21 protein-coding genes are annotated in these 23087 nt (G+C 68.6%); 6 read left to right on the top strand and 15 right to left on the bottom strand.

The genetic code is table 11. From position 1 onward, the window contains the following. Window positions 1-215: 215 nt before the first annotated feature. Both AC6LJ9_RS13720 and AC6LJ9_RS13715 read right to left on the bottom strand, forming a co-directional pair. Window positions 216-548 (bottom strand): RnfH family protein, encoded by a 333-nt coding sequence (locus AC6LJ9_RS13720; protein ID WP_498147973.1) that lies wholly within the window; start codon window positions 546-548, stop codon window positions 216-218. After that, window positions 538-972: a type II toxin-antitoxin system RatA family toxin gene (locus AC6LJ9_RS13715; RefSeq protein WP_103274097.1), complete on the bottom strand. Its 435-nt coding sequence runs from the start codon at window positions 970-972 to the stop codon at window positions 538-540. The genes AC6LJ9_RS13720 and AC6LJ9_RS13715 overlap by 11 nt, the downstream gene beginning before the upstream one ends. A 128-nt stretch (window positions 973-1100) precedes the next feature. Between AC6LJ9_RS13715 and smpB the strand changes: the two genes are divergently transcribed. Then, complete coding sequence (smpB, locus tag AC6LJ9_RS13710; protein WP_283093843.1) at window positions 1101-1595, top strand: SsrA-binding protein SmpB; 495 nt, start codon at window positions 1101-1103, stop codon at window positions 1593-1595. 31 nt (window positions 1596-1626) lie between these two features. On the opposite strand, the gene AC6LJ9_RS13705 is transcribed toward smpB, so the two are convergent. The 3 genes from AC6LJ9_RS13705 to AC6LJ9_RS13695 form a co-directional block, all read right to left on the bottom strand. Then, a complete protein-coding gene (locus AC6LJ9_RS13705; RefSeq protein ID WP_498147972.1) occupies window positions 1627-2817 on the bottom strand; it encodes a GGDEF domain-containing protein in 1191 nt (396 codons plus the stop codon). 25 nt (window positions 2818-2842) lie between these two features. Next, complete coding sequence (locus AC6LJ9_RS13700; RefSeq protein WP_212320470.1) at window positions 2843-3769, bottom strand: SPFH domain-containing protein; 927 nt, start codon at window positions 3767-3769, stop codon at window positions 2843-2845. Between the two features lie 81 nt (window positions 3770-3850). After that, the gene (locus AC6LJ9_RS13695; RefSeq protein WP_212320472.1) at window positions 3851-4288 is read right to left on the bottom strand and encodes an NfeD family protein; all 438 of its coding nucleotides are present in this window, start codon (window positions 4286-4288) and stop codon (window positions 3851-3853) included. A 165-nt stretch (window positions 4289-4453) separates the two neighbouring features. On the opposite strand from AC6LJ9_RS13695, the gene AC6LJ9_RS13690 reads away from it, so the two are divergent. Beyond that, a complete protein-coding gene (locus tag AC6LJ9_RS13690; protein ID WP_498147971.1) occupies window positions 4454-5203 on the top strand; it encodes a glutamine amidotransferase in 750 nt (249 codons plus the stop codon). A 76-nt stretch (window positions 5204-5279) separates the two neighbouring features. Continuing rightward, window positions 5280-6125 (top strand): bifunctional transcriptional activator/DNA repair enzyme AdaA, encoded by an 846-nt coding sequence (locus AC6LJ9_RS13685; protein ID WP_103274091.1) that lies wholly within the window; start codon window positions 5280-5282, stop codon window positions 6123-6125. Between the two features lie 31 nt (window positions 6126-6156). Here AC6LJ9_RS13685 and AC6LJ9_RS13680 read toward each other — a convergent pair whose 3' ends face one another. Genes AC6LJ9_RS13680 through AC6LJ9_RS13665 form a run of 4 tightly spaced genes read right to left on the bottom strand, consistent with a single transcriptional unit; the run spans window position 6157 to window position 13096 of the window. Then, complete coding sequence (locus AC6LJ9_RS13680) at window positions 6157-7599, bottom strand: efflux transporter outer membrane subunit (protein ID WP_498147970.1); 1443 nt, start codon at window positions 7597-7599, stop codon at window positions 6157-6159. Next, window positions 7589-10675, bottom strand: coding sequence for an efflux RND transporter permease subunit (locus AC6LJ9_RS13675; protein WP_498147969.1), 3087 nt, complete (start codon window positions 10673-10675; stop codon window positions 7589-7591). The genes AC6LJ9_RS13680 and AC6LJ9_RS13675 overlap by 11 nt, the downstream gene beginning before the upstream one ends. Continuing rightward, complete coding sequence (locus AC6LJ9_RS13670) at window positions 10672-11880, bottom strand: efflux RND transporter periplasmic adaptor subunit (protein ID WP_498147968.1); 1209 nt, start codon at window positions 11878-11880, stop codon at window positions 10672-10674. Before AC6LJ9_RS13670 ends, AC6LJ9_RS13675 begins: the two co-directional genes overlap by 4 nt. Continuing rightward, entirely contained in the window at window positions 11873-13096 is a 1224-nt protein-coding gene (locus AC6LJ9_RS13665) for an arabinose transporter (RefSeq protein WP_498147967.1), read from the bottom strand. The genes AC6LJ9_RS13670 and AC6LJ9_RS13665 overlap by 8 nt, the downstream gene beginning before the upstream one ends. 208 nt (window positions 13097-13304) lie before the next feature. Between AC6LJ9_RS13665 and AC6LJ9_RS13660 the strand changes: the two genes are divergently transcribed. Continuing rightward, entirely contained in the window at window positions 13305-13940 is a 636-nt protein-coding gene (locus AC6LJ9_RS13660; protein ID WP_498147966.1) for a TetR/AcrR family transcriptional regulator, read from the top strand. 34 nt (window positions 13941-13974) lie between these two features. On the opposite strand, the gene AC6LJ9_RS13655 is transcribed toward AC6LJ9_RS13660, so the two are convergent. Next, window positions 13975-14832 carry a LysR family transcriptional regulator gene (locus AC6LJ9_RS13655; protein WP_498147965.1) on the bottom strand — a complete coding sequence of 286 codons (858 nt, stop codon included), beginning with the start codon at window positions 14830-14832 and terminating at the stop codon, window positions 13975-13977. 181 nt (window positions 14833-15013) lie between these two features. Here AC6LJ9_RS13655 and AC6LJ9_RS13650 point away from each other — a divergent pair, with 181 nt between their 5' ends. Continuing rightward, window positions 15014-16561, top strand: a complete 1548-nt coding sequence (locus AC6LJ9_RS13650; RefSeq protein WP_498147964.1) for an MFS transporter — start codon at window positions 15014-15016, stop codon at window positions 16559-16561. Window positions 16562-16617: 56 nt separating this feature from the next. On the opposite strand, the gene ppsA is transcribed toward AC6LJ9_RS13650, so the two are convergent. Further along, the gene (ppsA, locus tag AC6LJ9_RS13645) at window positions 16618-18984 is read right to left on the bottom strand and encodes a phosphoenolpyruvate synthase (protein WP_498147963.1); all 2367 of its coding nucleotides are present in this window, start codon (window positions 18982-18984) and stop codon (window positions 16618-16620) included. Between the two features lie 180 nt (window positions 18985-19164). Between ppsA and ppsR the strand changes: the two genes are divergently transcribed. After that, window positions 19165-19992, top strand: a complete 828-nt coding sequence (ppsR, locus tag AC6LJ9_RS13640; protein WP_103274084.1) for a posphoenolpyruvate synthetase regulatory kinase/phosphorylase PpsR — start codon at window positions 19165-19167, stop codon at window positions 19990-19992. 100 nt (window positions 19993-20092) lie between these two features. On the opposite strand, the gene AC6LJ9_RS13635 is transcribed toward ppsR, so the two are convergent. The 4 genes from AC6LJ9_RS13635 to lpxB are packed head-to-tail and all read right to left on the bottom strand — an operon-like array spanning window position 20093 to window position 23082. After that, window positions 20093-20497, bottom strand: coding sequence for a hypothetical protein (locus AC6LJ9_RS13635; RefSeq protein ID WP_498147962.1), 405 nt, complete (start codon window positions 20495-20497; stop codon window positions 20093-20095). 11 nt (window positions 20498-20508) lie between these two features. Beyond that, window positions 20509-21294 (bottom strand): TrmH family RNA methyltransferase, encoded by a 786-nt coding sequence (locus AC6LJ9_RS13630; protein WP_498147961.1) that lies wholly within the window; start codon window positions 21292-21294, stop codon window positions 20509-20511. After that, a complete protein-coding gene (rnhB, locus tag AC6LJ9_RS13625) occupies window positions 21291-21896 on the bottom strand; it encodes a ribonuclease HII (RefSeq protein ID WP_498147960.1) in 606 nt (201 codons plus the stop codon). The genes AC6LJ9_RS13630 and rnhB overlap by 4 nt, the downstream gene beginning before the upstream one ends. Next, window positions 21886-23082: a lipid-A-disaccharide synthase gene (gene lpxB / locus AC6LJ9_RS13620; protein WP_498147959.1), complete on the bottom strand. Its 1197-nt coding sequence runs from the start codon at window positions 23080-23082 to the stop codon at window positions 21886-21888. Before lpxB ends, rnhB begins: the two co-directional genes overlap by 11 nt. Window positions 23083-23087 lie beyond the last annotated feature (5 nt).

The raw sequence follows: 23087 nt of genomic DNA, 5'->3' as shown, positions 1-23087 counted from the left end.
GTCTCCCGGTGGTATGAGTATTGTCTGTCGGCATCGCTGCCGTCTCGTGAACGTCAGCCCGTCGATTTTGACATGACGTTGACGTAAACGTAAGCGCAAACACGCCTGACGGCGCTGCGAGGCGCCCAACCGGGGTTCATGTTACGCCCGAAGCGCGGGCGGGATTTGTCTCGGCAGCGACAATGTGCCGGCAGCGCCGCGACGACGCCCTGGCATTAGAGCAGCCCGGCGGGCCGTTCGCGTCCGTTCCGGGCCGTCCGCGCGCGCCGGTGCTCGGCCCGGCGGCGACGCGACTCCTTCGGGTCGAAGGTCAGGCCACGGTAGATTTCCAGGCGGTCGCCGTCGTTCAAGGCCGTATCCGGCCTGACCGCGCGCCCGAACACGCCCACGCCGGCCTGCCAAGGGTCGTTACGAGGAAAATCGGCGGCGAACCCGCTGGCCGCGATGGCCTCGGCCGCCGTCGCGCCGGCCGGCAGGCGCAGCACCCGCGTCCAGACTTGGTCCGGCAGCGCGTGGCAGACGCTGACGCCGATATCCTCACTCGCCATACTTGGCCTGCGCGCGCTTGGTGAAGGAATCGATGAAGCTGGTGGCGATGCGGTTGAACACCGGCCCCACCACCATTTCCAGCGCCCGGTTCGAGAACGCGTATTCCATGGTGAACAGCACCTTGCAGGCGTCTTCCGCCAGCGGCTGGAATTCCCAGTGGCCGACCAGGCTGGAGAACGGGCCGTCCACCAGCCGCAGGTCGATGCGGTCGGGATAAACGTGCGTGTTGCGCGTGGTGAAGCGCTGCTTCATGCCCGCGAAGCTGATCAGGATGGAGGCCTGCATGCCGTGCTCGTCGCGGGTCTGGACCTCGGCGCCGCCGCACCAGGGCATGAATTCCGGGTACTTTTCCACGTCCGCGACCAGATCGAACATCTGGGCGGCGCTGTAGGGCACCAGGACGGATCGTTGTACTTTGTGCATCGACTATCGCAAATGGCTAGAATGACAAGATTTTACCGGTCCCGCGCGTCCATCCCAACCCCGGGCGGAATTGCGGCGCGGGCACTGCTGCGCACTCCGGTGATACACCCCAGAGCAAAGACCCACTCCTGCTTGCCAGGGGGAAGAACAGAACAGGCTTTATGAGCATTATCGACAACCGCAAGGCCACGCACGACTATTTCATCGAGGACCGCTACGAGGCCGGCCTGGTCCTGCAGGGCTGGGAAGTCAAGGCGATCCGCGACGGCCGCGTGCAGCTCAAGGAAAGCTATGTCATCGTGCGCGACGGCGAGCTGTTCCTGCTGGGCATGCACGTCAGCCCCCTGCCCACGGCCTCGACCCACATCCATCCCGATGCCATGCGCACGCGCAAGCTGCTGCTCAAAGCCGAGGAAATCAGCAAGCTCATCGGCAAGGTCGAGCAGCGCGGCTACACGCTGGTGCCGCTGAACCTGCACTACAAGAACGGCCGCATCAAGCTGGACTTCGCGCTCGGCCGCGGCAAGAAACTCTACGACAAGCGCGACACCTCGCGCGAGAAGGATTGGCAGCGCGAGAAAGAGCGGCTGATGAAGCACGACACGCGCCGCAAGGACAACTAGCCGCGCTTGCCGGCCCCAGGGCCGGCCCCGCTCAGGCCGTGATCGCCGCGCGCTCGGCCGGCTCGGCTTCGACGCCTGGCCCGCTGATGCGGTTACGCCCGGCGGCCTTCGATGCGTACAGCTTGCGGTCGGCGCGCTCGAACAGCGATTGCAGGTTTTCGCCCGGGATCCACTCGGCCACGCCCGCGCTGAACGTATACGAGATCGCGCCGCCGCCATGGCCGCAAGGCGTGCGCCGCACCGATTCCAGCAGGCGCCCCGCCACCTCCATCACCGCCTCGCCGCGCGAGTCGGGAAACATCACCGCGAACTCCTCGCCCCCGACCCGGCCGGCATGGTCGCTGGAACGCAGCGTGGCGATCGCCAGCAGGCCGAAGTGCCGCAGCACGGCATCGCCCACGGCATGGCCGTGCAGGTCGTTGATGCGCTTGAAGTGATCGATGTCCAGCAACAGCAAGGTCAGCGGCCGGCGCGTGCGCAGGGCCTGGGCGCAATAGCGCTCGGCCTGCAGCCACCAGGCCTTGCGCGACAAGAGGCCGGTCAGGAAATCCGTGTTCGCTTCCTGCTCGCGTTCGGCCAGCATGCGGTCATGGATGATCATGATGGTGCCCAGCATCAGGCAGGGCAGCGTCAGCAGCCCCAGCGTCAGGAAGACGACGTTCCAGGTGGTGGCTTCAAGCAGCGCCCAGGTGTGCGCCACGCCCGTCATGTACAGCAGCGCGCGCAGCCCGCACACGGCCGCCGACACGGCGGCCACCGTCCAGACGAACCAATAGGCGTAGCGCGAACGATTTTGCGGCATGCCGCCGCGCACCGTCGCGGCCGTGGCCAGCATGAAGCCCGTCTGCAGCAGCGACATGGCGGAGATGCGCAGCGCCACGCGCGGATCGACATAGGTGTACGCCGCGACCGCCAGCAAGGCCGCGATCGCCGACAGCGCCATCAGGCGCCGCGGCACCGTGCGCCCCATCATGCGCCGCACGCCCGTGAAATAGCAGCACAGCGCCAATGCGACCAGCGCATTGGGCAGCAGCACGGACAACCACAAGGGCGCGGCCGTGACCTGCAATGCATATCCGCCGAAAGCCGCCAGCGTCAGCAGGTTGGCCCGGATGCTCTCGCCGATGCCGGCCATGCCGCTGCGCGCCAGCGATCCCAGCACGCACAAGGACAGCAAGCCCGCCAGCGCCGCGATCGATAGCAAATGGACGGGAGCGATCATCTTGCAAGCGCCCGCGGGCGGGTCTTCAGCCGGTCTTGGTGCCCTTGACGATGGTCATGGCCGAAGCAATCATGCCGCCCACGTCGGCCAGGTTGGCCGGCAGGATCAGCGTGTTGCCCTGCTTGGCCACGTTGCCGAAGGCCTCGACATAGCGCTCGGCCACCTTCAGGTTGACGGCTTCCATGCCGCCGGGCTGGCGCACCGCCTCGGCCACCTGCGTCACCGCCTTGGCGGTGGCTTCGGCGATGGCCAGCACGGCGGCGGCCTCGCCCTGGGCCTGGTTGATCTGGGCCTGCTTCTCGCCCTCGGAGCGGGCGATGGCGGCCTCGCGCTCGCCGGTGGCGATGTTGATCTGTTCCTGGCGACGGCCTTCGGACGCGGCGATCAGCGCGCGCTTCTCGCGCTCGGCGGTGATCTGCGCCTGCATCGAGCGCAGGATCTCATTGGGCGGCGTCAGGTCCTTGATCTCGTAGCGCAGCACCTTCACGCCCCAGTTCAGCGCGGCCTCGTCCAGCGAGGACACGATGGTGCTGTTGATGGCGTCGCGCTCTTCGAAGGTACGGTCCAGTTCCATCTTGCCGATGACCGAACGCAGCGTGGTCTGCGCCAGCTGCGTGATCGCCAGGATGTAGTTCGACGCGCCGTAGGATGCGCGCATCGGGTCCGTGACCTGGAAATACAGCACGCCGTCGACCTGCAGCTGGGTGTTGTCGCGCGTGATGCAGACCTGGCTGGGCACGTCCAGCGGGATTTCCTTGAGCGAGTGCTTGTAGGCCACGCGCTCGATGAAGGGGATGACGAAGGCGGCGCCCGGCGACAGCACGCGGTCGAACTTGCCGAGGCGTTCGACGACCCAGGCGTGCTGCTGCGGCACGATGGCGATCGCCTTGATGACGATCAGGATCGCCAGCGCCACGATGACAAGGAGGACGATGGTGGAAGTTTCGATCATGGTGTGTATCCCTCTTCTTGGATGATTGCCTGGGCGCCCCGCTCGCGCAAGGCGCCCCTGGCCGGCCCCGCCGGACCGGGACTAGCGCGCGCCGCCGGATGCGTTCCTGGGCGTGAGCACCAGGCGCGTGCCGCGCAATTCGGTGATGACATGCTCGCCGCCATGGGGCGCGTGCCCCTCGGCCAGTTCGGCCTGCCAGTGAGCGCCGCGATACCAGACGCGGGCCGTGCGGTTGTCGGACCAGGCTTCCACCGACACGATCTGCCCGATGTCCAGGTTGACGTCGGCATTGCTGGCCGCGTCGACCTCGCGCTTTTTCAGCACGCGGGTCTTGCGCAAGATGACCAGCCCCAGCAGCACCACGGCGCCGCAGGCGAGCAACTGCCATTCCAGGCCGGCGTTCAGCCAGGCCGCCACGCCGCCGCCCGCCAGGCCCAGGGCCACCAGCAGCAAATAGAACGTTCCCGTCGCCAGTTCGCCAATCAGCGCCAGCGCGGCCAATCCCAGCCATATCCACATAGTGTCCGGTTCGCCTCAGGAAAGAATGTCAATATCCAGCGGATTGTACGTATTTCCGGGACGGAGCGTGCACGTCGCCGCCCGTGCCCAGTCTGGCGCTGGATTATGATGCGGCTATGGCAGACGCTGTTCCGCACGGGCAGCGTGTATTCAATATATGGACCTATGACCGCAACGCCCCCCGCCCTACCCGTCCTGATCCTGCACACCGGCGATCCGGAACCCTCCCTGAAAGAACGGTTCGGCAGCTATGCCGAGCAGATGGCCATGGCGGCGGGCCTGGAAGCTGGCGAGGTCGAGGTGGTGCCGGTGCATGAAGGCGCGCGTCCCCGGGACTCGCAGCACTACCGGGCCGCCCTGATCACCGGCTCGCCCGCCATGGTCACCGACCGCGAGCCCTGGAGCGAGGACACCGCCGCCTGGCTGCGCGAGGCAGCCGCCGCCGGACTGCCCATGTTCGGCGTCTGCTACGGCCACCAGCTGCTGGCCCACGCGCTGGGCGGCAAGGTCGGCTACAACCCCACCGGCAGCGAGCTGGGCACCCAGACCGTGGAGCTGCTGCCGCCGGCGTCCGGCGACCAGCTGCTGGACGGCCTGCCCGCCAGCTTCCCGGCCCAGATGCTGCATGCCCAGACCGTGCTGCAGCCGCCGCCGGGCGCGGCCGTGCTGGCCCGGTCCGACCAGGATCCGCACCAGATGTTCCGCGTCGGGCCGAACGTGTTCTCGACCCAGTTCCACCCCGAATTCGGCCCGGACTTCGTGCGCGCCCACCTGGAACGCTACCAGCGCAAGTACATGGCGGAAAACCTGGACGTGCCCGGCCTGGCCGCCAATGTGCGCGCCACGCCGGTCGCCGGCGGGCTGCTGCGCCGCTTCCTGGATCTCTGCGCCCCCGCCGCCAGCCGTCCGCAATAAGCGGAGTGCGCGGCGGCCGGGCATTTGGCACCATTTCTCCAGCGCGCAATCGCGCGCGCCCGAGGAGCCCCACCCCATGAACCGAGCCGCCGCCCCCCTCAGCCCCCAGCACGCCGCCGCCGTCGAGCGCGCCTGCCGCGCGCTCGAGGCGGAGCAGCCGCCCGACCTGAACACGCTGGCCGAGCAGGCCGGCATGAGCCGCTTCCATTTCCATCGCGTGTTCAAGGCCGCCACCGGCGTCACGCCCAAGGCCTATGCCACCGCGCTGCGCGCCAGCCGCGCGCGCCAGCAGCTGCGCGAAAGCGCCAGCGTCACGGACGCCATGTACGACGCGGGCTTCAATTCCAGCGGGCGCTTCTACGAGGCCGCGCCCGCCATGCTGGGCATGACGCCCACCGCCTATCGCCAGCACGGCGCCGGCGTGGACATCCGCTTCGCCGTGGCGCAATGCTCGCTGGGCGCCTTGCTGGTGGCGGCCAGCGCCATCGGCATCTGCGAAATCGCGCTGCACGAAGACCCCGAACACCTGGTGCGCGGCCTGCAGGAACGCTTCAGCAAGGCCCGCCTGATCGGCGCCGACGCCGAGTTCGAGCGCTGGGTGGCCGAGGTGGTAGGCTTCGTCGAAGATCCGTCGCTGGGCCTGAACCTGCCGCTGGACGTGCGCGGCACGGCCTTCCAGCGCCGCGTGTGGGAGGCGCTGCGCGAGATTCCGGTCGGCGCCACCGCCACTTATGCGCAGGTCGCCGAGCGCATCGGCTCGCCGGCGGCGGTGCGCGCCGTGGCGCGCGCCTGCGCCACCAACAACATCGCGCTGGCGATTCCCTGCCATCGCGTGGTCCGCACCGACGGCTCGCTGGCCGGCTACCGCTGGGGCATCGAGCGCAAGCGCGAGCTGATCGCGCGCGAGGCGCAGGCGGCTTGACGCGCCCGCGGCCACCCCGCGCGCGCCCCCGTCAGTTCACGACGCCCGGCTCCCAGCCGCCGCCCAGGACCTTGAACACGTCGACCCGCGCGGAGCCGACCTGCTGCTTCAGGGCAGCCTCCTGCGACATCGCCGTGACCAGGCTGTCTTGCGCCACCAGCACGTCCAGATAGCTGATCGAACCCGCGCGGTAGCGTTGCTCGGCCAGGCGGAAGGCATTGTCGGCGCGGGTGCGGGCCTGGACCAGCGCATCGCGCTGGCGGATCGCCGCGTCATAGGCGCTCAATGCCTGCTCCGTCTCTTTCAGCGCGTTCAGCACCGCGCCGTCGAAGCGGGCCAGCGAGGCCGTGCTCTGCGCCTCGGCCTGCTCGATGCGGCTATGCGCGGCGGCGATGTTGGGAAAGCTCCAGGACACCAGCGGACCCAGCGCGAACGACCAGGCGCGGTCGCCGGTGAGCGTGTCATTGCGCAGGTAGCTGCCGGACGCGCCCAGCGTGACGCGCGGATAGAGATCGGCCACGGCCACGCCGATACGCGCGGTGTCGGCAGCCAGCCTGCGCTCGGCCTGGCGCAGATCGGGTCGCCTGCGCAGCAACGCGGCGCCATCGCCCACCGGGATCGCGCCGCCCGGCTCCGGCGGGCTGGCGCATGCTCGCGCGGCCTGCGGCACCTGGGCCGGCGTGCGGCCCAGCAGCGCCGCCAGTTCGAACAAGGCGGCGCTGCGCCGCGCCTCGATGGGCGCCAGCGCCGCCTCGGTGCGCGCCAGCGCCACGCCGGCCCGCTCGGCGTCCAGGCGCGAAGCCGAACCGGCGCGCTCCTGCTCGCTGATCAGGTCCAGGTTGCGCCGCGCCAGCGCGATGGACGCGCGAGCCACCTGCTCCGACTCGCCATAGGCGCAGGCGTTCAGGTAGGCGCGCGCCGTGTCGGCCACGACCAGCACCCTGGCCGCGTCATAGGCCGCGGCGACCGCGTCGGCGTCGTAGCGGGCCGCCTCGATGTCGCGCCGCACCCGTCCGAACAGGTCCACCTCGTAGGCCACATCCAGCCCGCCGCTGTAGCTCCACTGCCGGGGCGCCGGGCCGTCACCGCCGCCAGCCGCGTTGTTGCGGCCATAGCGCGTGCCGCCCGACAGCTGGGTGGACGGCAGCAGCCCGACCCGGGCCTGGCCGTAGACCGCGCGGGCCTTGTCCAGGTTGGCCAGCGCCGCGCGCAGGTCGGGATTGGCGGCCAGCGCTTCCTGCAACAGGCCGTTGAGCGTGGCGTCGTCGTACAGCCGCCACCAGTCCGCTGGCAGCTCGGCGCCGGCGTTGGTGCGCTCGGACTGGCTGACGAACGGACCGGAGGCCGCCGACGGCATCGCCGGCGCGCGATAGTCGGGCCCGCTGGCGCAGCCGCTCAGGGCCAGCGCCAGCAGCAAGGGCGCGGCAAGGGCGCGCGCCCTGCCCGCCGGGCGCTGCGATGACTCAATGCGCATGACCCGCCTCCGACGCCAGTTCGCGGGCGCGCGCGCCTTGCGCCGCCGCCCGGTGGTCCTTGGCGATGAAACTGTAGATCGTGGGCAGCACGAACAGCGTGAACAGCGTGCCGATCAGCATGCCCATCACCACGACCACGCCGATCGAATACCGGCTGGCCGAACCCGCGCCGCCAGCGAACAGCAGCGGCACCAGGCCGGCGACCATGGCCGCCGTGGTCATCAGCACGGGACGCATGCGCACCGTCGCCGCCTTCTCGATGGCTTCGATGCGGCTCAGGTTCTCATGCTCTTGGATATGGTTGGCGAAAGTGACCATCAGGATTCCGTGTTTCGAGATCAGGCCGATCAGGGTGACCAGGCCGATCTGGGTGTAGATATTGAGCGTGGCGTAGCCCAGCCACAGCGGCACCAGCGCGCCGCAGACGGCCAGCGGCACCGTGACCAGGATCACCAGCGGATCGCGCAGGCTCTCGAACTGCGCCGCCAGGACCAGGAAGATCACCACCAGCGCGAAGCCGAACGACACCCACAGCCGGTTGCCTTCCTGCACGAACTGGCGGCTGTCGCTGAGCCAGTCGACGCTGGTGCTGGCCGGCAGCGGCTGCGATTGCAGGAACGCGACGGCCTCGCCCATGCTGATGCCGGGACGGGGCAGCATGACCAGCGTGGCCGAGTTCATCTGGCCGAACTGGGTGAGCTGGTTGGCCTGGGGCCGCGTCTCGACGCGGGCGACGGTGGACAGCGGCACCAATGCGCCGGTGACGGTCTTGACGTAGAAACGGCCCAGGTCTTCCGGCGTCATCCGGTCGTCCTGCCTGACCTGCGGGATCACGTCATAGGACCGGTCATGGAAATTGAAGCGGTTGACGTAGTTCTCGCCCACCAGCACCGCCAGGGTTTCGGCGATGGCCTGCATGGTCACGCCCATCTCGCGCGCCTTGGCGCTGTCGATGGCGACATGCGCCTGCTGGCTGTCGAAGGCCAGGTCGTTCTGCACGTAGACGAACAGGCCGCTGGCATAGGCCGCCGCCTTGATCTTCTCGGCGGTGTCATAGAGCGTCTTGAAGTCCTCCGGCGAGCGCAGCACCATCTGCACCGGCAGGCCGCCGCTGGAGCCCGGCAGCGCCGGGAACTGCACGGCCGTCAGCGTTTCGCCGTCGATCGCGCCGCCGGCCGCCTGTATCTGGCCCTGGATCTGGATGGACGAGCGCGAGCGCTCGGACCAGTCCTTCAGGATCGCGCCGCTCAGCATCTGGTTCTGCCCGCGTCCGGTGCCGCCGATATGCATGAAGCTGCTGTCGAACTCGGGGATGGATTCGAAGATCTGCTCGACCCGGGCGGCGTAGCGCGCGGTATAGCCCACCCCCGCGTACTGCGGCGCCTTGGCGATGACGATGACCGCGCCCTGGTCTTCCGTGGGCGCGAGCTCTCGGCGGATGCCCAGCAGCAGCACCACGATGGCGGCCAGCACCGCCACGCCCACCAGCAGCACCGCGCCGCGCGCGGCCAGGGTGCGCGACAGCGCGCGCCGGTAGCGCTCGGCCAGCGACGCCATATAGTGCTCCACCAGCTTGGCCAGCCGGCCCTCGTTCTGGCGGGCATCCAGCAACATCGAGCTCATCACCGGCGACAAGGTCAGCGCGACCACGCCAGACACGACGACCGAGCCGGCCAGCGTGAAGGCGAATTCCTTGAAGAGCGCCCCCGTCAGGCCGCCCATCATGCCGATCGGCGCGTACACGGCGGCCAGCGTGATGGTCATGGCGATCACCGGCCCGACGATCTCGCGCGCGCCCAGCAGCGCCGCGCGCACCGGCGACAGCCCGTCCTCGACGTGCCGATGGATGTTCTCGACCACCACGATGGCGTCGTCCACCACCAGCCCGATCGCCAGCACCATCGCCAGCAAGGTCAGCAGGTTGATGGAAAAACCGAACGCCAGCATCAGCGCCGCGGTGCCGATCAGCGACAGCGGAATGGTCACGACCGGAATGATGACGGCGCGGAAGGTGCCCAGGAACAGGAAGATCACCGCGATCACGATCACCACGGCCTCGACCAGCGTTTCCCTGACTTCCTCGATCGAGGCGTTGACGAACTTCGCCACGTCGTAGTTGGGCATCACGCTCAATCCCGGCGGCGCCATCTCGCGGATCTTCGGCACCAGCGCCTTGGCCTGCTTGACGATCTCCAGCGGATTGCCTTCCGGCGAGGGATACAGCGACACGAAGATCGCCGGCACGCCGGACGCGAAGGACGCGTTGTTGTAGTTCTGGCCGCCGATTTCCACCGTCGCCACGTCGGACAGGCGCACCACGCCGCCGTCGGGCTTGGACAGGATCACCATCTGGCGGAAGTCCTCGACATCGCGCAGGTCGGTGGCGGCGCTGATGTTGGTGACGGTCAGCGAACTCTTGAGCTGGCCGGGCGCGGCCTGCACGTTGTTGGCGCGCAGCGCCGCCGCGACCTCGCCGGCCGACAGGCCGCGCGCGGCCAGCTTCACAGGATCGATCCAGATGCGCAGCGCCAGCGTCTGGCCGCCGTTGATATCGACCGAGGCGACGCCGGGAATGCCGGCGAACAGCGGCTGAGCGACCCGGTTTGCGAAGTCCGTGATCTGCGGGATGGTCAGCGTGTCGCTGAAGAAGGCCACGTACTGCACGGCCGTGCCTCCCTCGGTGGACTTGCTGATGACCGGATCGGTGACGCCGGCCGGCAATTGGTACTTGACCTGCTGCACCTTGGCCAGGATCTCGGTCATGGCGCGGTCGGCGTCGGCATTGAGCACCAGGCGCGCCTTGATTTCGCTCTTGCCCTGGGTGGTGGTCGAACTCAGGTATTCAATGCCGCTGGCCGTGGCGATGGACTGCGAGATCGGCGTGGTGACGAAGCCCTGCATCACCTCCTGCGTCGCGCCCGGAAAGGACGTGGTCACGGTGACGGTGGCGTTTTCCAGGTACGGATACTGCCGCACCGGCAGCGAGAACACGGCGGCCGCGCCCATCAGCAGGATCAACAGGCTGACCACCAGCGCCAGGATGGGCCGGCGGATGAAGATGTCGGTGAAGCTCATGACGACTTCCTCGTTGCCGCGCCCGGCGCGGGCGCCGCGGCCGGGGCGGGGCCGGCCGTGGCATCGGCGCCCTTGATCCTGACGACGGCGCCCGGCGGCAGGCGGTTCTGTCCTGCCGTCACCACCAGGTCGCCGGCCTGGATGCCTTGCGTGACCAGCACTTCCTCGCCCAGCCGGCGGCCGGTCGTGACCGGCACCGCGACGGCCTTGCCCACGCCTTGCGCATTGGCGTCGCGGACCAGCACCACGCTGTCGCCGGAAGCCGAGGTCTGGATCGCCGTGAGAGGCAGCACGACCGCGCTCTCGGTCGCGGGCAACACCAGCGCGGCCGTGGCGTACATGCCCGACTGCAGCAGGTGGTCGGGGTTGGGCAGCACGGCCTGCACCGTGGCGTTGCGCGTCTGGCTGTCGACGCGCGGCTCGATGGAGCTGACCCTGGCCTCGAACACGCGGCCGGGCACGGCGTCCACGCTCACCTGCACGGTCGCGCCGGGCGCCAGCCTGGGCAGGTCCTGCTGCGGCAGCGTGAAGTTCACGTACAGCGGATCGAGCTGCGTCAACGTGGCTACGGGTTCGCCCGCGTTCAGGTACTGGCCGACGTTGACGCGCCGGATGCCGATCTGGCCGGCGAACGGCGCCTGGACGCGCTTCTGCTCGATGCGTGCGTCCAGTTGCCGGACGGCGGCGACGGCCTGGGCCGCCTCGGCCTTGCGCTGCTCCAGCACCTCGCGCGACTCGGCGCCGCTGGGCGCCAATCCCTGCGAGCGCCGCAATTGCAGCAGCGCGAAATCGGCCTTGGCCGAGGCGGCCGCGCGGTCTGCCTGCTCGGGCGCGTCGAACAGCTGGACCAGCGCGGCCCCTTCCTTGACGGTCTGCCCGGCCGTGAAGAGAATGGCGGTCACGCGTCCCGCCGTGTCCGGCGCCAGCATGACTTCGCGCACGGCCTGCAGACTGCCGACCGCCCGCAACGAACCGGCGACGCTGCGCGGCTCGGCCTGGACGACCGAGACCAGGAATGGCGGCCGTTCTGCCGGCCTGGCCACGCCGGCCCGCGCCGCGCGCCAGCCGTACAAACCGCCGGACACCAGCGCCAGGCCGACCAGGCTGATGACGAAAGGCCGGATGCGCATCACGGCCGTGCGCCGGTTGCCCGCCTTGGGCAGGCGGATGCCGGGTCCGCCCGCGGAGGTATTCGTATCACGCATGACGATTTCCCTTGGATGCACCGAACAAGAGCTTCAAGGCCACGACCACGGACAGGGCCACGGCGCTGGCGCCGGCCAGGTACACCGAGGCGATGCCGCCGGCGTCGGCCAGCAGGCCGGCCAACGGGCTGGTGATGCCCAGCGACATGTCCAGGAACGCGACGTAGGCGCCCATCGCCAGGCTGCGGGTCTGCGGCGGCGCGCGGCGCACCGCTTCCACGCCGAAGCCGGGGAAGGCCAGCGAATAGCCGAAGCCGGTGAGCGCGGCGCCGATGTAGGCCATGACGGCCGTGTCCGCGCCCCAGATCAGCAGCTGGCCGGCCGCTTCGATGATCACGCACACCAGCGCGACCTTGGCGCCGCCGATCTTGTCGGGCAGATGGCCGAAGAACAGGCGGGCGCCGATGAAGGCCACGCCGAACGCGGTGAAGGCCAGCGAGGCATTGCCCCAGTCCTTGGCCGCGAACAGCAGGGCGATGAAGGCGGTGATGACGCCAAAGCCGACGCTGGACAGGGCCAGGCCCATGCCGGGCGCCCAGACGGCGCTCAGCACCTTGTAGAACGGCGTGCGCCGCTGGCTGGTGGGGGCGATGCCGCGCACGCCGGCCACCACGGCCAGCGCCAGCATGGGCACGAACAGCGTGGCGACCGAGATGCCGCTGAAGCCCCACAGGCCGTTGACGACCACGCCGGCGGGCGCGCCCAGCGCGTAAGCGCCGTACATGGCGATGCCGTTCCAGGCCATGACCTTGCCGGCGTTCTGCGGCCCGACCAGGCCGATGCCCCAGCCCATCGCGCCGGTGACGATCAGGCTTTCGCCCATGGCCAGCAGGATGCGGCCAGCCACCAGGATCCACACCGACGTGGTCGGCGCGTCAAGAAAGGCCAGCGAGGCCAGATAGAGCAGGCCCGAGGCGGCGGCGGCCACCGAGCCCGCCACCACGGCGCGCTTGGCGCCGCGCATGTCGGCGTAGTTGCCGGCCCACGAGCGCGACAGCAGGGCCGCGGCGAACTGCGAGCCGACCACCAGGCCGACCACCAGCGTGTCCATGCCCAGGGTGTCGTGCAGGTGCAGCGGCAGCACGGGCAGTTGCATGCCGATGACCAGGAAGCCGATGAATACCGCCAGCGTGAGCGGCAGCAGTTTGATCACCACGTTGGTGACGGGGGGCGCAAGCGTCGAGGGCGACGCGTGCTGGGTATGTGCTTTTGTCATGATTGGGTCCAGGAGAGAGCGGCGCCACGGGCCGTTTTCGGTCGGCGCCGGGGCGTTCGATGCCGGTTGGCGGGCGTCTTCCTTGTCTCCTTGGAATGCGCTTTTTCGCCGTCATCGGGATAAAATGCGAATAATTCGTCGCGTTAAAATTATGCGACTAATCCTTCGCGTTTTCTATTCGCATTCTCTTTCGACCCGCCCAGCCGCCATGAGCCAGAGCAATCCCCCGCAGATCTCCTCTAGAAAGCAGCCCAAGCAGGCGCGCTCGGCCGAACTCGTGGCCACCATCCTGCAAGCCGCTACTCAGGTTTTGGCCCAGGAAGGCGCCGGCCGCTTCACCACGGCGCGCGTGGCCGAGAAAGCCGGCGTCAGCGTCGGTTCGGTCTACCAATACTTTCCCAACAAGGCCGCCATCCTGTTCCGGCTGCAGAGCGACGAATGGCGCCAGACGCAGGAAATGCTGAGCCGCATCCTGGAAGACCAGGCCAGGCCGCCGCTGGAACGGCTACGGGCGCTGGTGCATGCGTTTGTCCGTTCGGAGTGCGAGGAAGCCGAGATGCGGGTCGCGCTCAGCGACGCCGCCCCGCTCTATCGCGACGCGCCGGAGGCCCGCGAAGCGCGGGCGGCGGGTGAGGAAACCTTTCGCGCCTTCATGCGCGAGGTGATGCCCAAGGCCTCGCCGGCCGACCTGGCCCTGGTGGGCGGCTTGATATCCACCACGCTGAGCGCCGTGGGCAAGGTCTTTTCAGGCCACGCGCGCAGCAAGGCGGAAATCGACTCCTATGCGGATGCCATGGCGGACATGTTCTGCGCCTATATCGCCGACGTGGCGCAACGCGCCTGAACGCCGACGCGCGGCCCCGGCGTTGACGGCCGCGCTATGCAGAAGCCGCAACGCACGATTCGATCAGCTGCCCCGCCAGCGCCTGCGCGGCGGGCGTCCTTCCCGACGCGCTCCAGAGCAGCCGGAAGCTGGCTTGCGGCAAGGGCGGCAAACCGGCTTCGGCGTCGATCTCCACGATTCCCGGTTCCAGGTCTTCCTGAAGAATGGCGGTGATGGCCAGGCCGGCCTTCACCGCCGCGCGCAGCCCTTGCTGACTGAGCGACGTGAAGGCAAGCCGCCATTCACGCCCCGCATCTTCCAGCGCGCGTGTCGCCACCTCCCGGTGCAGACAGGGTCTGGGCGCCAGGGCCAGGGGCAGCGGCGCATGCGCGGCCACGTCGAACCCCTCTCCCGCCGCCCACACGAACCGGGTCCGGCGCAACAGGGGCGACGCCGGGTCCTCGTCGAGCGACAGCGTGACCGCCAGGTCCAGCAGGCCGGCGTCTATCTGGTCGCGCAAGGCCAGATACGTGTCCACCGTCGCATCCAGCCTCACCGCGGGGAACTGGCGCGAGAAGCGCGCCAGCATGGGCGGCAGGCGGTCGCCCACATAGCTTTCCGGAACGCCGAAGCGCACCGCGCCCGTCACGGCGGAGCGCTGGAAGCGTATCGCCAGCGCATCCTGCGCCCGCAGGATCTGCTCGGCATGGCGCAGGAATTCCTCACCATCCTCGGTCAAGGTCAGGCTGCGGGTCGTGCGCTTGAGCAGCGCGGTTCCCGCCTGCTCTTCCAGCCTGCGGATTTGATGGCTGACCGCTGATTGGCTCAGGTGCAGACGCTTGCCGGCACGCGTGAAACCGCCCGTCTCGTGTACCGCGATGAATGCGCGCAGAAGATCCGGATCGTAGTCCATATCGGTCACTCATGATGGAATTTAATTAATCCAACAAAATTAAATCATTTCCATCATTTTTTGTCTTTTTCCACAATGGCATTCCCGCCAACCGTCCGCCGCGCATCCGCGGACCGGGTCCGGACCTGCCGTGCGCACAACCCGGCGCGCCGGCAAGACCCGCCTCATTGTGGAAACACCCATGAAGTCCCTAACCCCTGTACACAAGAATACGGTCACGCTCACCGCCGCCTGCCTCGCCTGCCTGATGTTCGGCCTGGAGATTTCCAGCGTCCCGGTGATCCTGCCCATCCTCGAAACCGTCCTGCGCAGCAGCTTTCGCGATCTGCAATGGATCATGAACGCCTACACCATCGCCTGCGCCGCCGTGCTGATGGCGGCGGGCGCGCTGGCCGACCGCTACGGGCGCAAGCGGGCATTCCTGCTCTGCCTGGTGCTGTTCGGCATCACCTCCCTGGCCTGCGGCCTGGCAGGCAGTTCCACCTGGCTGATCGCGGGCCGCTTCCTTCAGGGCATGGCCGGCGGTGCCATGCTGGTCTGCCAGCTGGCGGTGCTGTCGCACCAGTTCGCCGATAGCGCCGCGCGCGCCAAGGCCTTCGGCGCCTGGGGCGTGGTCTTTGGCATCGGCCTGGGCCTGGGCCCGATCATCGGCGCCGGCATCGTGGCGCTGTCCAGCTGGCAGTGGGTGTTCCTGGTGCACGTTCCCATCGCGGTGGCGGCCCTCGGCCTGGCGGCGGCGGGCGTGGACGAATCGCGCGACCCGCAGCACCGCCGGCTGGACTGGGCGGGTATCGTCTCGCTCTCGGTCGCGGTGTTCGGCCTGGCCTGGTTCATCACGCAAGGGCCGGTGGCGGGCTTTGCCAGCCTGCCCTCGCTGGCCAGCTTGCTCGCCGCCGCGGGCGGTTTCATCGTCTTCGCCGCGGCGCAACGGCGGGCCGTCGATCCGCTGTTCGATTTCTCGGTATTCCGCATCCGCCGCTTCTCCGGCGCGCTGCTTGGGTCGATGGGCATGAACTTCAGCTTCTGGCCGCTCATGATCTACCTGCCCTTGTATTTCCAGCACGGGCTGGGCTATGCCAGCCTGGCGACCGGGCTGTCGTTGTTGGCCTATACCTTGCCGACGCTGATGCTGCCGCCGCTCGGCGAACGCCTGGCGCTGCGCTACCGGGCGGAGGCCGTGATTCCCGCCGGCCTGTTCGCCATCGGCGCGGGGTGCTTCCTGATGGCCTGGGGCAGCGGCGTCCAGCAGGCCAGCTGGCTGACGATGCTCCCCGGCTGCCTGCTCGCCAGCATCGGCCTGGGCGTGACCAATACGCCCGTGACCAACACCACCACCGGCTCCGTGCCAACGGGGTGCGCCGGCATGGCGTCCGGCATCGACACCAGCGCGCGCTTCATCAGCCTGGCGCTGAACATCGCCGTGATGGGCTTCATCCTGGTGGAAGGCATCGCCTCGTTCCTGCGCAGGCAGCTCCCGCCGGCGATCGATGCCGCCCAGCTCCGCTCGCTGGCCGAACAGCTGACCACGGGAACGGCCCCGGCGATCGGACAGGGCGCGGCCGCGTGGACCGTTCCCGCCGAAACGGCCAGGCAAGCGCTGGCCCACGGTTTCGGCTGGGTGATGCTGTATGGCGGCGTCAGCGTCTGGCTGTTCGCGCTGGGCAGCTTGCTGGTGTTCGGCGTGCCACGCGCGGCGCGCCGAACCGGCGCGGGGTCCAGCGTGCAATGAAAAAAAAACCCGCGCCCTTGCGGGCGCGGGGGTTTTTCAAGCAATCGCGGCCGAGATCAGTTCTTGGCCAGGCGCTGCCAGGTGTCGACCACGGTGTCCGGGTTCAGCGACATGGACAAGATGCCCTCGTCCTTCAGCCACTGGGCAAAGTCCGGGTGATCGCTGGGGCCCTGGCCGCAGATGCCGACGTACTTGCCGGCGTCCAGGCAAGCCTTGATCGCGCGGCGCAGCATGAACTTCACCGCCTCGTCGCGCTCGTCGAAGTCCGCCGCCAGCAGCTCCATGCCCGAATCGCGGTCCAGGCCCAGTGTCAGCTGGGTCATGTCGTTCGAACCGATGGAGAAGCCGTCGAAGTACTGCAGGAACTCATCGGCCAGGATGGCGTTGGACGGCACCTCGCACATCATCACCAGGCGCAGGCCGTTCTCGCCGCGCGCCAGGCCGCGCGCGGCCAGCAGCTTGACCACCTTGTCCGCCTGGCCCAGGGTGCGCACGAAGGGCACCATGATCTCGACGTTGGTCAGGCCCATTTCATCGCGCACCTTCTTGAGGGCTTCGCATTCCATGCGGAAGCACTCGGCGAAGTCCTCGGCGATATAGCGCGACGCGCCGCGGAAGCCCAGCATGGGGTTCTCTTCCTCGGGCTCGTAGCGCGAGCCGCCGACCAGCTTGCGGTACTCGTTGGACTTGAAGTCCGACATGCGCACGATCACGGGCTTCGGATAGAAGGCCGCCGCGATGGTGGCCACGCCCTCGGCCATCTTCTCGACGAAGAAGGCGCGCGGGCTGGCGTGGCCGCGAGCGGCCGATTCGACCGCCTTCTTCAGCTCGCCATCCACGTTCGGGTAGTCCAGCACCGCCTTGGGGTGGATGCCGATGTTGTTGTTGATGATGAATTCCAGGCGCGCCAGGCCGACGCCGCCGTTGGGGATCTGGGCAAAGTCGAAGGCCAGCTGCGGGTTGCCGACGTTCATCATGATCTTGACGTCGATCGGGGGCATTTCGCCGCGGCGCACTTCTTCCACTTCGGTCTCGATCAGGCCGTCATAGATGCGGCCTTCGTCGCCCTCGGCGCAAGACACGGTGACCGCCTGGCCTTCCTTCAGCACGTCGGTGGCGTTGGCGCAACCGACCACGGCCGGGATGCCCAGCTCGCGCGCGATGATGGCGGCGTGGCAGGTACGACCGCCGCGGTTGGTGACGATGGCGGCGGCGCGCTTCATCACCGGCTCCCAGTTGGGGTCGGTCATGTCGGTCACCAGCACGTCGCCGGGCTGCACCTTGTCCATGTCGGAGATGTCGCCGACCACGCGCACCGGACCGGCGCCGATCTTCTGGCCGATCGCGCGGCCGGTGATCAGGACCTGGCCGGTGGCCTTCAGGCGGTAGCGCTGCTGCACGTCATTGGCGCCCTGCTGCGACTTCACCGTCTCGGGACGGGCCTGCAGGATGTAGATCTTGCCGTCGATGCCGTCGCGGCCCCACTCGATGTCCATCGGGCGGCCGTAGTGCTTTTCGATGATGACGGCGTAGCGGGCCAGCTCGTTGACCTCGTCGTCGGTCAGCGAGTAGCGGTTGCGTTCCGACACCGGCACGTCGACGGTGCGCACGGCGCGGCCGCCCGGACGCTCGGGATCGAATTCCATCTTGATCAGCTTGGAGCCGATGCGGCGGCCGACGATGGGGAAATGACCCTGGGCCAGCGTGGGCTTGAAGACGTAGAACTCGTCGGGGTTGACGGCGCCCTGCACCACGGTTTCGCCCAGGCCGTAGGACGAGGTGATGAAGACCACGTCCTGGAAGCCTGATTCGGTGTCGATGGTGAACATCACGCCGGCGCTGCCCTTGTCGGAGCGGACCATGCGCTGGATGCCGGCCGACAGTGCCACGTCGGCATGGGCGTAGCCCTTGTGCACGCGGTACGAGATGGCGCGGTCGTTGTAGAGCGAGGCGAACACGTGGCGGATCTTGTCCAGCACGTCGTCGATGCCGACCACGTTCAGGAAGGTTTCCTGCTGGCCGGCGAAGGACGCGTCGGGCAGGTCTTCGGCGGTGGCGGACGAGCGCACGGCGAACGAGCCCTTGCCGTCGGCGTCGAGCTTGGCGAAGGCCTCGCGGATCTGCTTTTCGAATTCGGCCGAGAACGGGGCGTCGACGATCCACTGGCGGATCTCGCCGCCGGCGTTGGCCAGCTCGCGCACGTCTTCAGGATTGAGCGTGGTCAGGCGTTCGGCGATGCGCTTGTCCAGGCCGGAGGCCTTGAGGAAGTCGCGGAAGGCATCGGCGGTCGTGGCAAAGCCGCCCGGCACGCGGACTCCCGCGCCAGACAGCTGACTGATCATTTCGCCTAGTGATGCGTTCTTGCCTCCTACCGAGTCCACGTCCGTCATGCGGAGCTGCTCGAACAAAACAACGTACGACATTGAAGTCACCTTTTACAATGGAATGAAAGCGAGTTTGGTCAATGCATGGAAGGCGCTTTCGCCTTGCCGTCACGCACTGACCAAACTGGCCTTGGACCGCCCTTGGGGTGACTCATATAGGGGCCTGATTGTACTCTTCGGAGCACTGCCGGCCATCCGCCCGGTTGGAATTTTTTACACATGACATCTAGCCCGATCGCACGCACCGTCTACATCGTTTCTGACAGCACCGGCATCACCGCCGAGACCTTCAGCCAGTCGGTCCTGTCACAATTCGAGGAGGTCCAATTCAAGCCCGTGCGGCTGCCCTACGTCGACACCCTGGAAAAGGCCGCCGAGGTGGCCCAGCGCATCGACCGCAGCGCCCTGGAAGCGGGGGTCCCGCCCATCGTCTTCAGCACGCTGGTCAATCCGGACATCCTGGCCCGTGTTCGCCAGGCGAACGGCGTTTTCCTGGACCTGTTCGGCACCTTCGTCAGCCATATCGAGCAGGCACTGGGACTGAAATCCAGCCATTCCATCGGCCGGTCCCACATGGCGGCCAATTCCGAGAAATACCGCAACCGGATCGACGCCATCAACTTCAGCCTGGCGCATGACGACGGCCAGTTCGTGAACCAGCTGGATCAGGCCGACGTGATCCTGGTGGGCGTGTCCCGCTGCGGCAAGACGCCGACCAGCCTGTACCTGGCCATGCAATATGCGATCAAGGCGGCCAATTTCCCGCTCACGCCCGACGATTTCGAGCGCGGCACCCTGCCCTCCACCATCGCCCCCCACCGCGCCAAGCTGTTCGGCCTGTCGATCCAGCCCGAGCGCCTGGCGGAGGTGCGCAACGAGCGCCGTCCGAACAGCCGCTATGCGCAGCTGGAGCAATGCCGTTACGAAGTCGCCGAGGCCGAGCGGATGATGCGGCGCGAGGGCATTTCCTGGCTGTCGACCACCACCAAGTCCATCGAGGAAATCTCGACCACGGTGCTGCAGGAAGTAGGGCTGGACCGGACCTGAACGCCACGCCGGCTACGACGCCACCGGACGCCCGGCCCCGCCGGGCGGGGCCGGCTCGCTCAGGCGGTCGCCAGGCCCGCAGCGCCAGGCGGATCGCGCCCTACAGGCGCTGCGAGAACGGCAGCACCTGGGACTCGGACAGCGGCAGGAACACGCTAGCCGCCGGCAAATAGAACCCGATCAGCCGTCCGGAAGACGCCACCAGGTAGGCTTCCGAGCGCGCGCCCTTGCCCAGCGCCACCGGCGCGCCCAGCGGGCGATAGACATCCCCCTGCACCAGCGCCCCCACCCTGCGCCACTGCGAGGCATCTTCCAGCCTGAAGGCCTGGCCGTCGGACAGCTTGCCGGTCACGGCGCGCGACAGCACCTGGGTGTTGGCGGCATCCGCCGACACCACCGGCACCAGCATCGCCTTCTCGGGGCCGGACGCGCACGCGCCCAGGACAACCAGCGCCGCGGCGCCGGCCAGGCCGCGCCAGGCGCGACCGGATGACAGGAATGACATGCGCGGCATCGTCATGAGCCCGCTCCCCTATGTTGACGACGTTGTTCGAACAGACAGATCGCGGCGGCGGCGCCGACATTCAGCGATTCCACCGCCTGCGCATCATGCGGGATGCGGACCTTCACAGCTGCGGCGGCGAGCAGGCCCGCGTCCACGCCCTGCCCTTCATGTCCGAAGATCCAGGCGCAGCGCGCCGGCAGCGCGGTGCGGTAGAGGTCGCTGGCGCCGTCCAGCGCCGTCGCCACCAGCGGAGCGCACAGTCGCGGCAGCAGGGCCGCCAGGTCCACGTGTTCATGAATCGCCAGCGCGAAATGCGCGCCCTGGCCGCTGCGCAGCACCTTGGGCGACCAGGCGGCGGCCGTGCCGGTGGCCAGGAACACGCGCTTGATGCCAGCGGCCGCGCAGGTGCGCAGCAAGGTGCCGACATTGCCCGGATCCTGGATGCGGTCGAACAGCACGCAATTCTCGTCCACGACGTCCGGCAAGGCCGGCGCCGGCGGCGCGACCACGAAGGCCACGCCCTGCCCGCTTTCCACGCTGGCCAGCGACTGCATCAGCCGCGCGTCCAGCGCCAGGCAGCGCTCGGGCGGCAGCGCGGCGGCCAGGGCCGCGAGTTCGGGCTGGTCCAGGCGCTCGACATCGAACACCGCCTGTTCCGGCAGGCCGTGATGGTCCAGCCAGGCCCGGCACAGATGCACGCCGTCCAGCAGCACGGACGCGCCACGGCGTCCCGCCAGCCCTGCCAGCTTGACCAGCGCCTTGACGGCCGGGTTGTCGCGGGAACTGATGTGTTTCATGCGTCGGTGCCGAAGGCCTTGATGGGCGCGAAGCTGCGACGGTGCTCGGCGCAGGGGCCGTGCTCGCGCAGCAGCCGCAGGTGCAGCGCCGTGCCGTAGCCCTTATGCTGGTCGAAGGCGTATTGCGGATACTGTTCGTGCAGGCGCAGCAGGTCGGCGTCGCGGGCGGTCTTGGCGAGGATGGACGCGGCCGAGATCGCCGGCACCAGGGCGTCGCCCTTGATCACCGTCTGCACGGTGCAGCCCAGCTTGGGCGCCTGGTTGCCGTCCACCAGCGCCAGCTGTGGCGCGACGGACAGGCCTTGCACAGCGCGCTGCATCGCCAGCATGGTGGCGCGCAGGATGTTCAGGCTGTCGATTTCCTCGACGCTGGCGCTGGCGATGAACCAGGCCAGCGCGCGCTCGCGGATTTCCAGCGCCAGCGCTTCGCGCCGCGCCGGCTTGAGCGCCTTGGAATCGGCCAGACCTTCGATCGGACGGGCCGGATCGAGAATCACGGCGGCGGCATAGACCGCGCCGGCCAGAGGGCCCCGGCCGGCCTCGTCCACGCCAGCGGTGATCTGCTCGGGCTGGGGCGTGGCCCCGAAAAGATCAGGCTGCACCGTCGGCGACCTCGAGGATGGCGCGCGCGGCCAGCGCCGGCGTGTCGCGCAGCAGGTCCTGGTGCAGCGCCGTGAAGCGCGCCTCGATGCGCGCGCCCAGGGCTTCATCGGTCAGGGCCGTCCAGGTGGCTTCGGCCAGTTTTTCCGGCGTGGCATCGTCCTGCAGCAGCTCCGGCACCGCGAAGTCGCGCAGCAGCACGTTGGGCAGTCCGACCCAGGGCAGATAGGGGCGTTCCTGGCCGGATTTCCAGGCCATGATGCGGCGCATCCAGGGCGACAGCACATAGGAGATGACCATGGGCCGCTTGTACAGCGCCGTCTCCAGCGTGGCCGTGCCGCTGGCCACCAGCACCGCGGTGCTGGCCTCCATGACCGACCAGGCGACCGGCGCCTGCCGTTCGCCGCCTTCGCCGTGCAGGTCCTGCGCCGTCACGCAGCGCAGGCCTGGCACCGGATACTGCTCGAGGAAAGACTGGAACTCGGCGCGCCGCTGCTCGTTCACCATGGGCACGATGCACTGCAGCGCCGGATCGCGCTTTTGCAGGATCTGCGCGGCCTGCAGGAAGCGCGGCGCCAGCAGGCGGATTTCCGACGAGCGGCTGCCCGGCAGGATGGCCAGCACGCGGGCGTTCTGGTCGATGCCCAGCCGCGCGCGCGCCGCCGCGCGGTCGGGCTGCATCGGCACCGCGCCGGCCAGCGGATGGCCGACGTAGGTGACCGGTATGCCTTCCTTGCGGTAGATCTCTTCCTCGAACGGGAACAGCACCAGCATGTGCGATACCGACTCACGGATCTTGTGGATGCGCTCGTAGCGCCACGCCCAGATCGACGGACCGACGAAGTGCACCGTGGGCGTGCCGGCCTGGCGCAGCTGGTGCTCCAGGCGCAGGTTGAAATCGGGTGCGTCGATGCCGACGAACACGGCCGGCGGCTCGGTCAGCCAGCGCCGCTTGACGTCGCGATAGGTGGACAGCAGGCTGGGCAGGCGCTTGAGCGCGTCGACGTAGCCGAACACGGTCAGCGCATGCATGGGGTGCCAGGTGTTGAAGTCGCGGGCCTGCATCTGCGGCCCGCCTATGCCTTCGCAACGCACCGAAGCGTCGCCAGCCTGCAGGCCGGCGATGATGCGGCCGGCCAGCAGGTCGCCCGAGGGCTCGCCTGCCACCATGCCGATGCGCTTGCTCATTGTGC

It is taken from the genome of Achromobacter sp. 1011811831 (genome assembly GCF_059760905.1).
The sequence above is the reverse complement of the archived record's forward strand: the minus strand, read 5'-3'. Positions and strand labels throughout refer to the sequence as shown.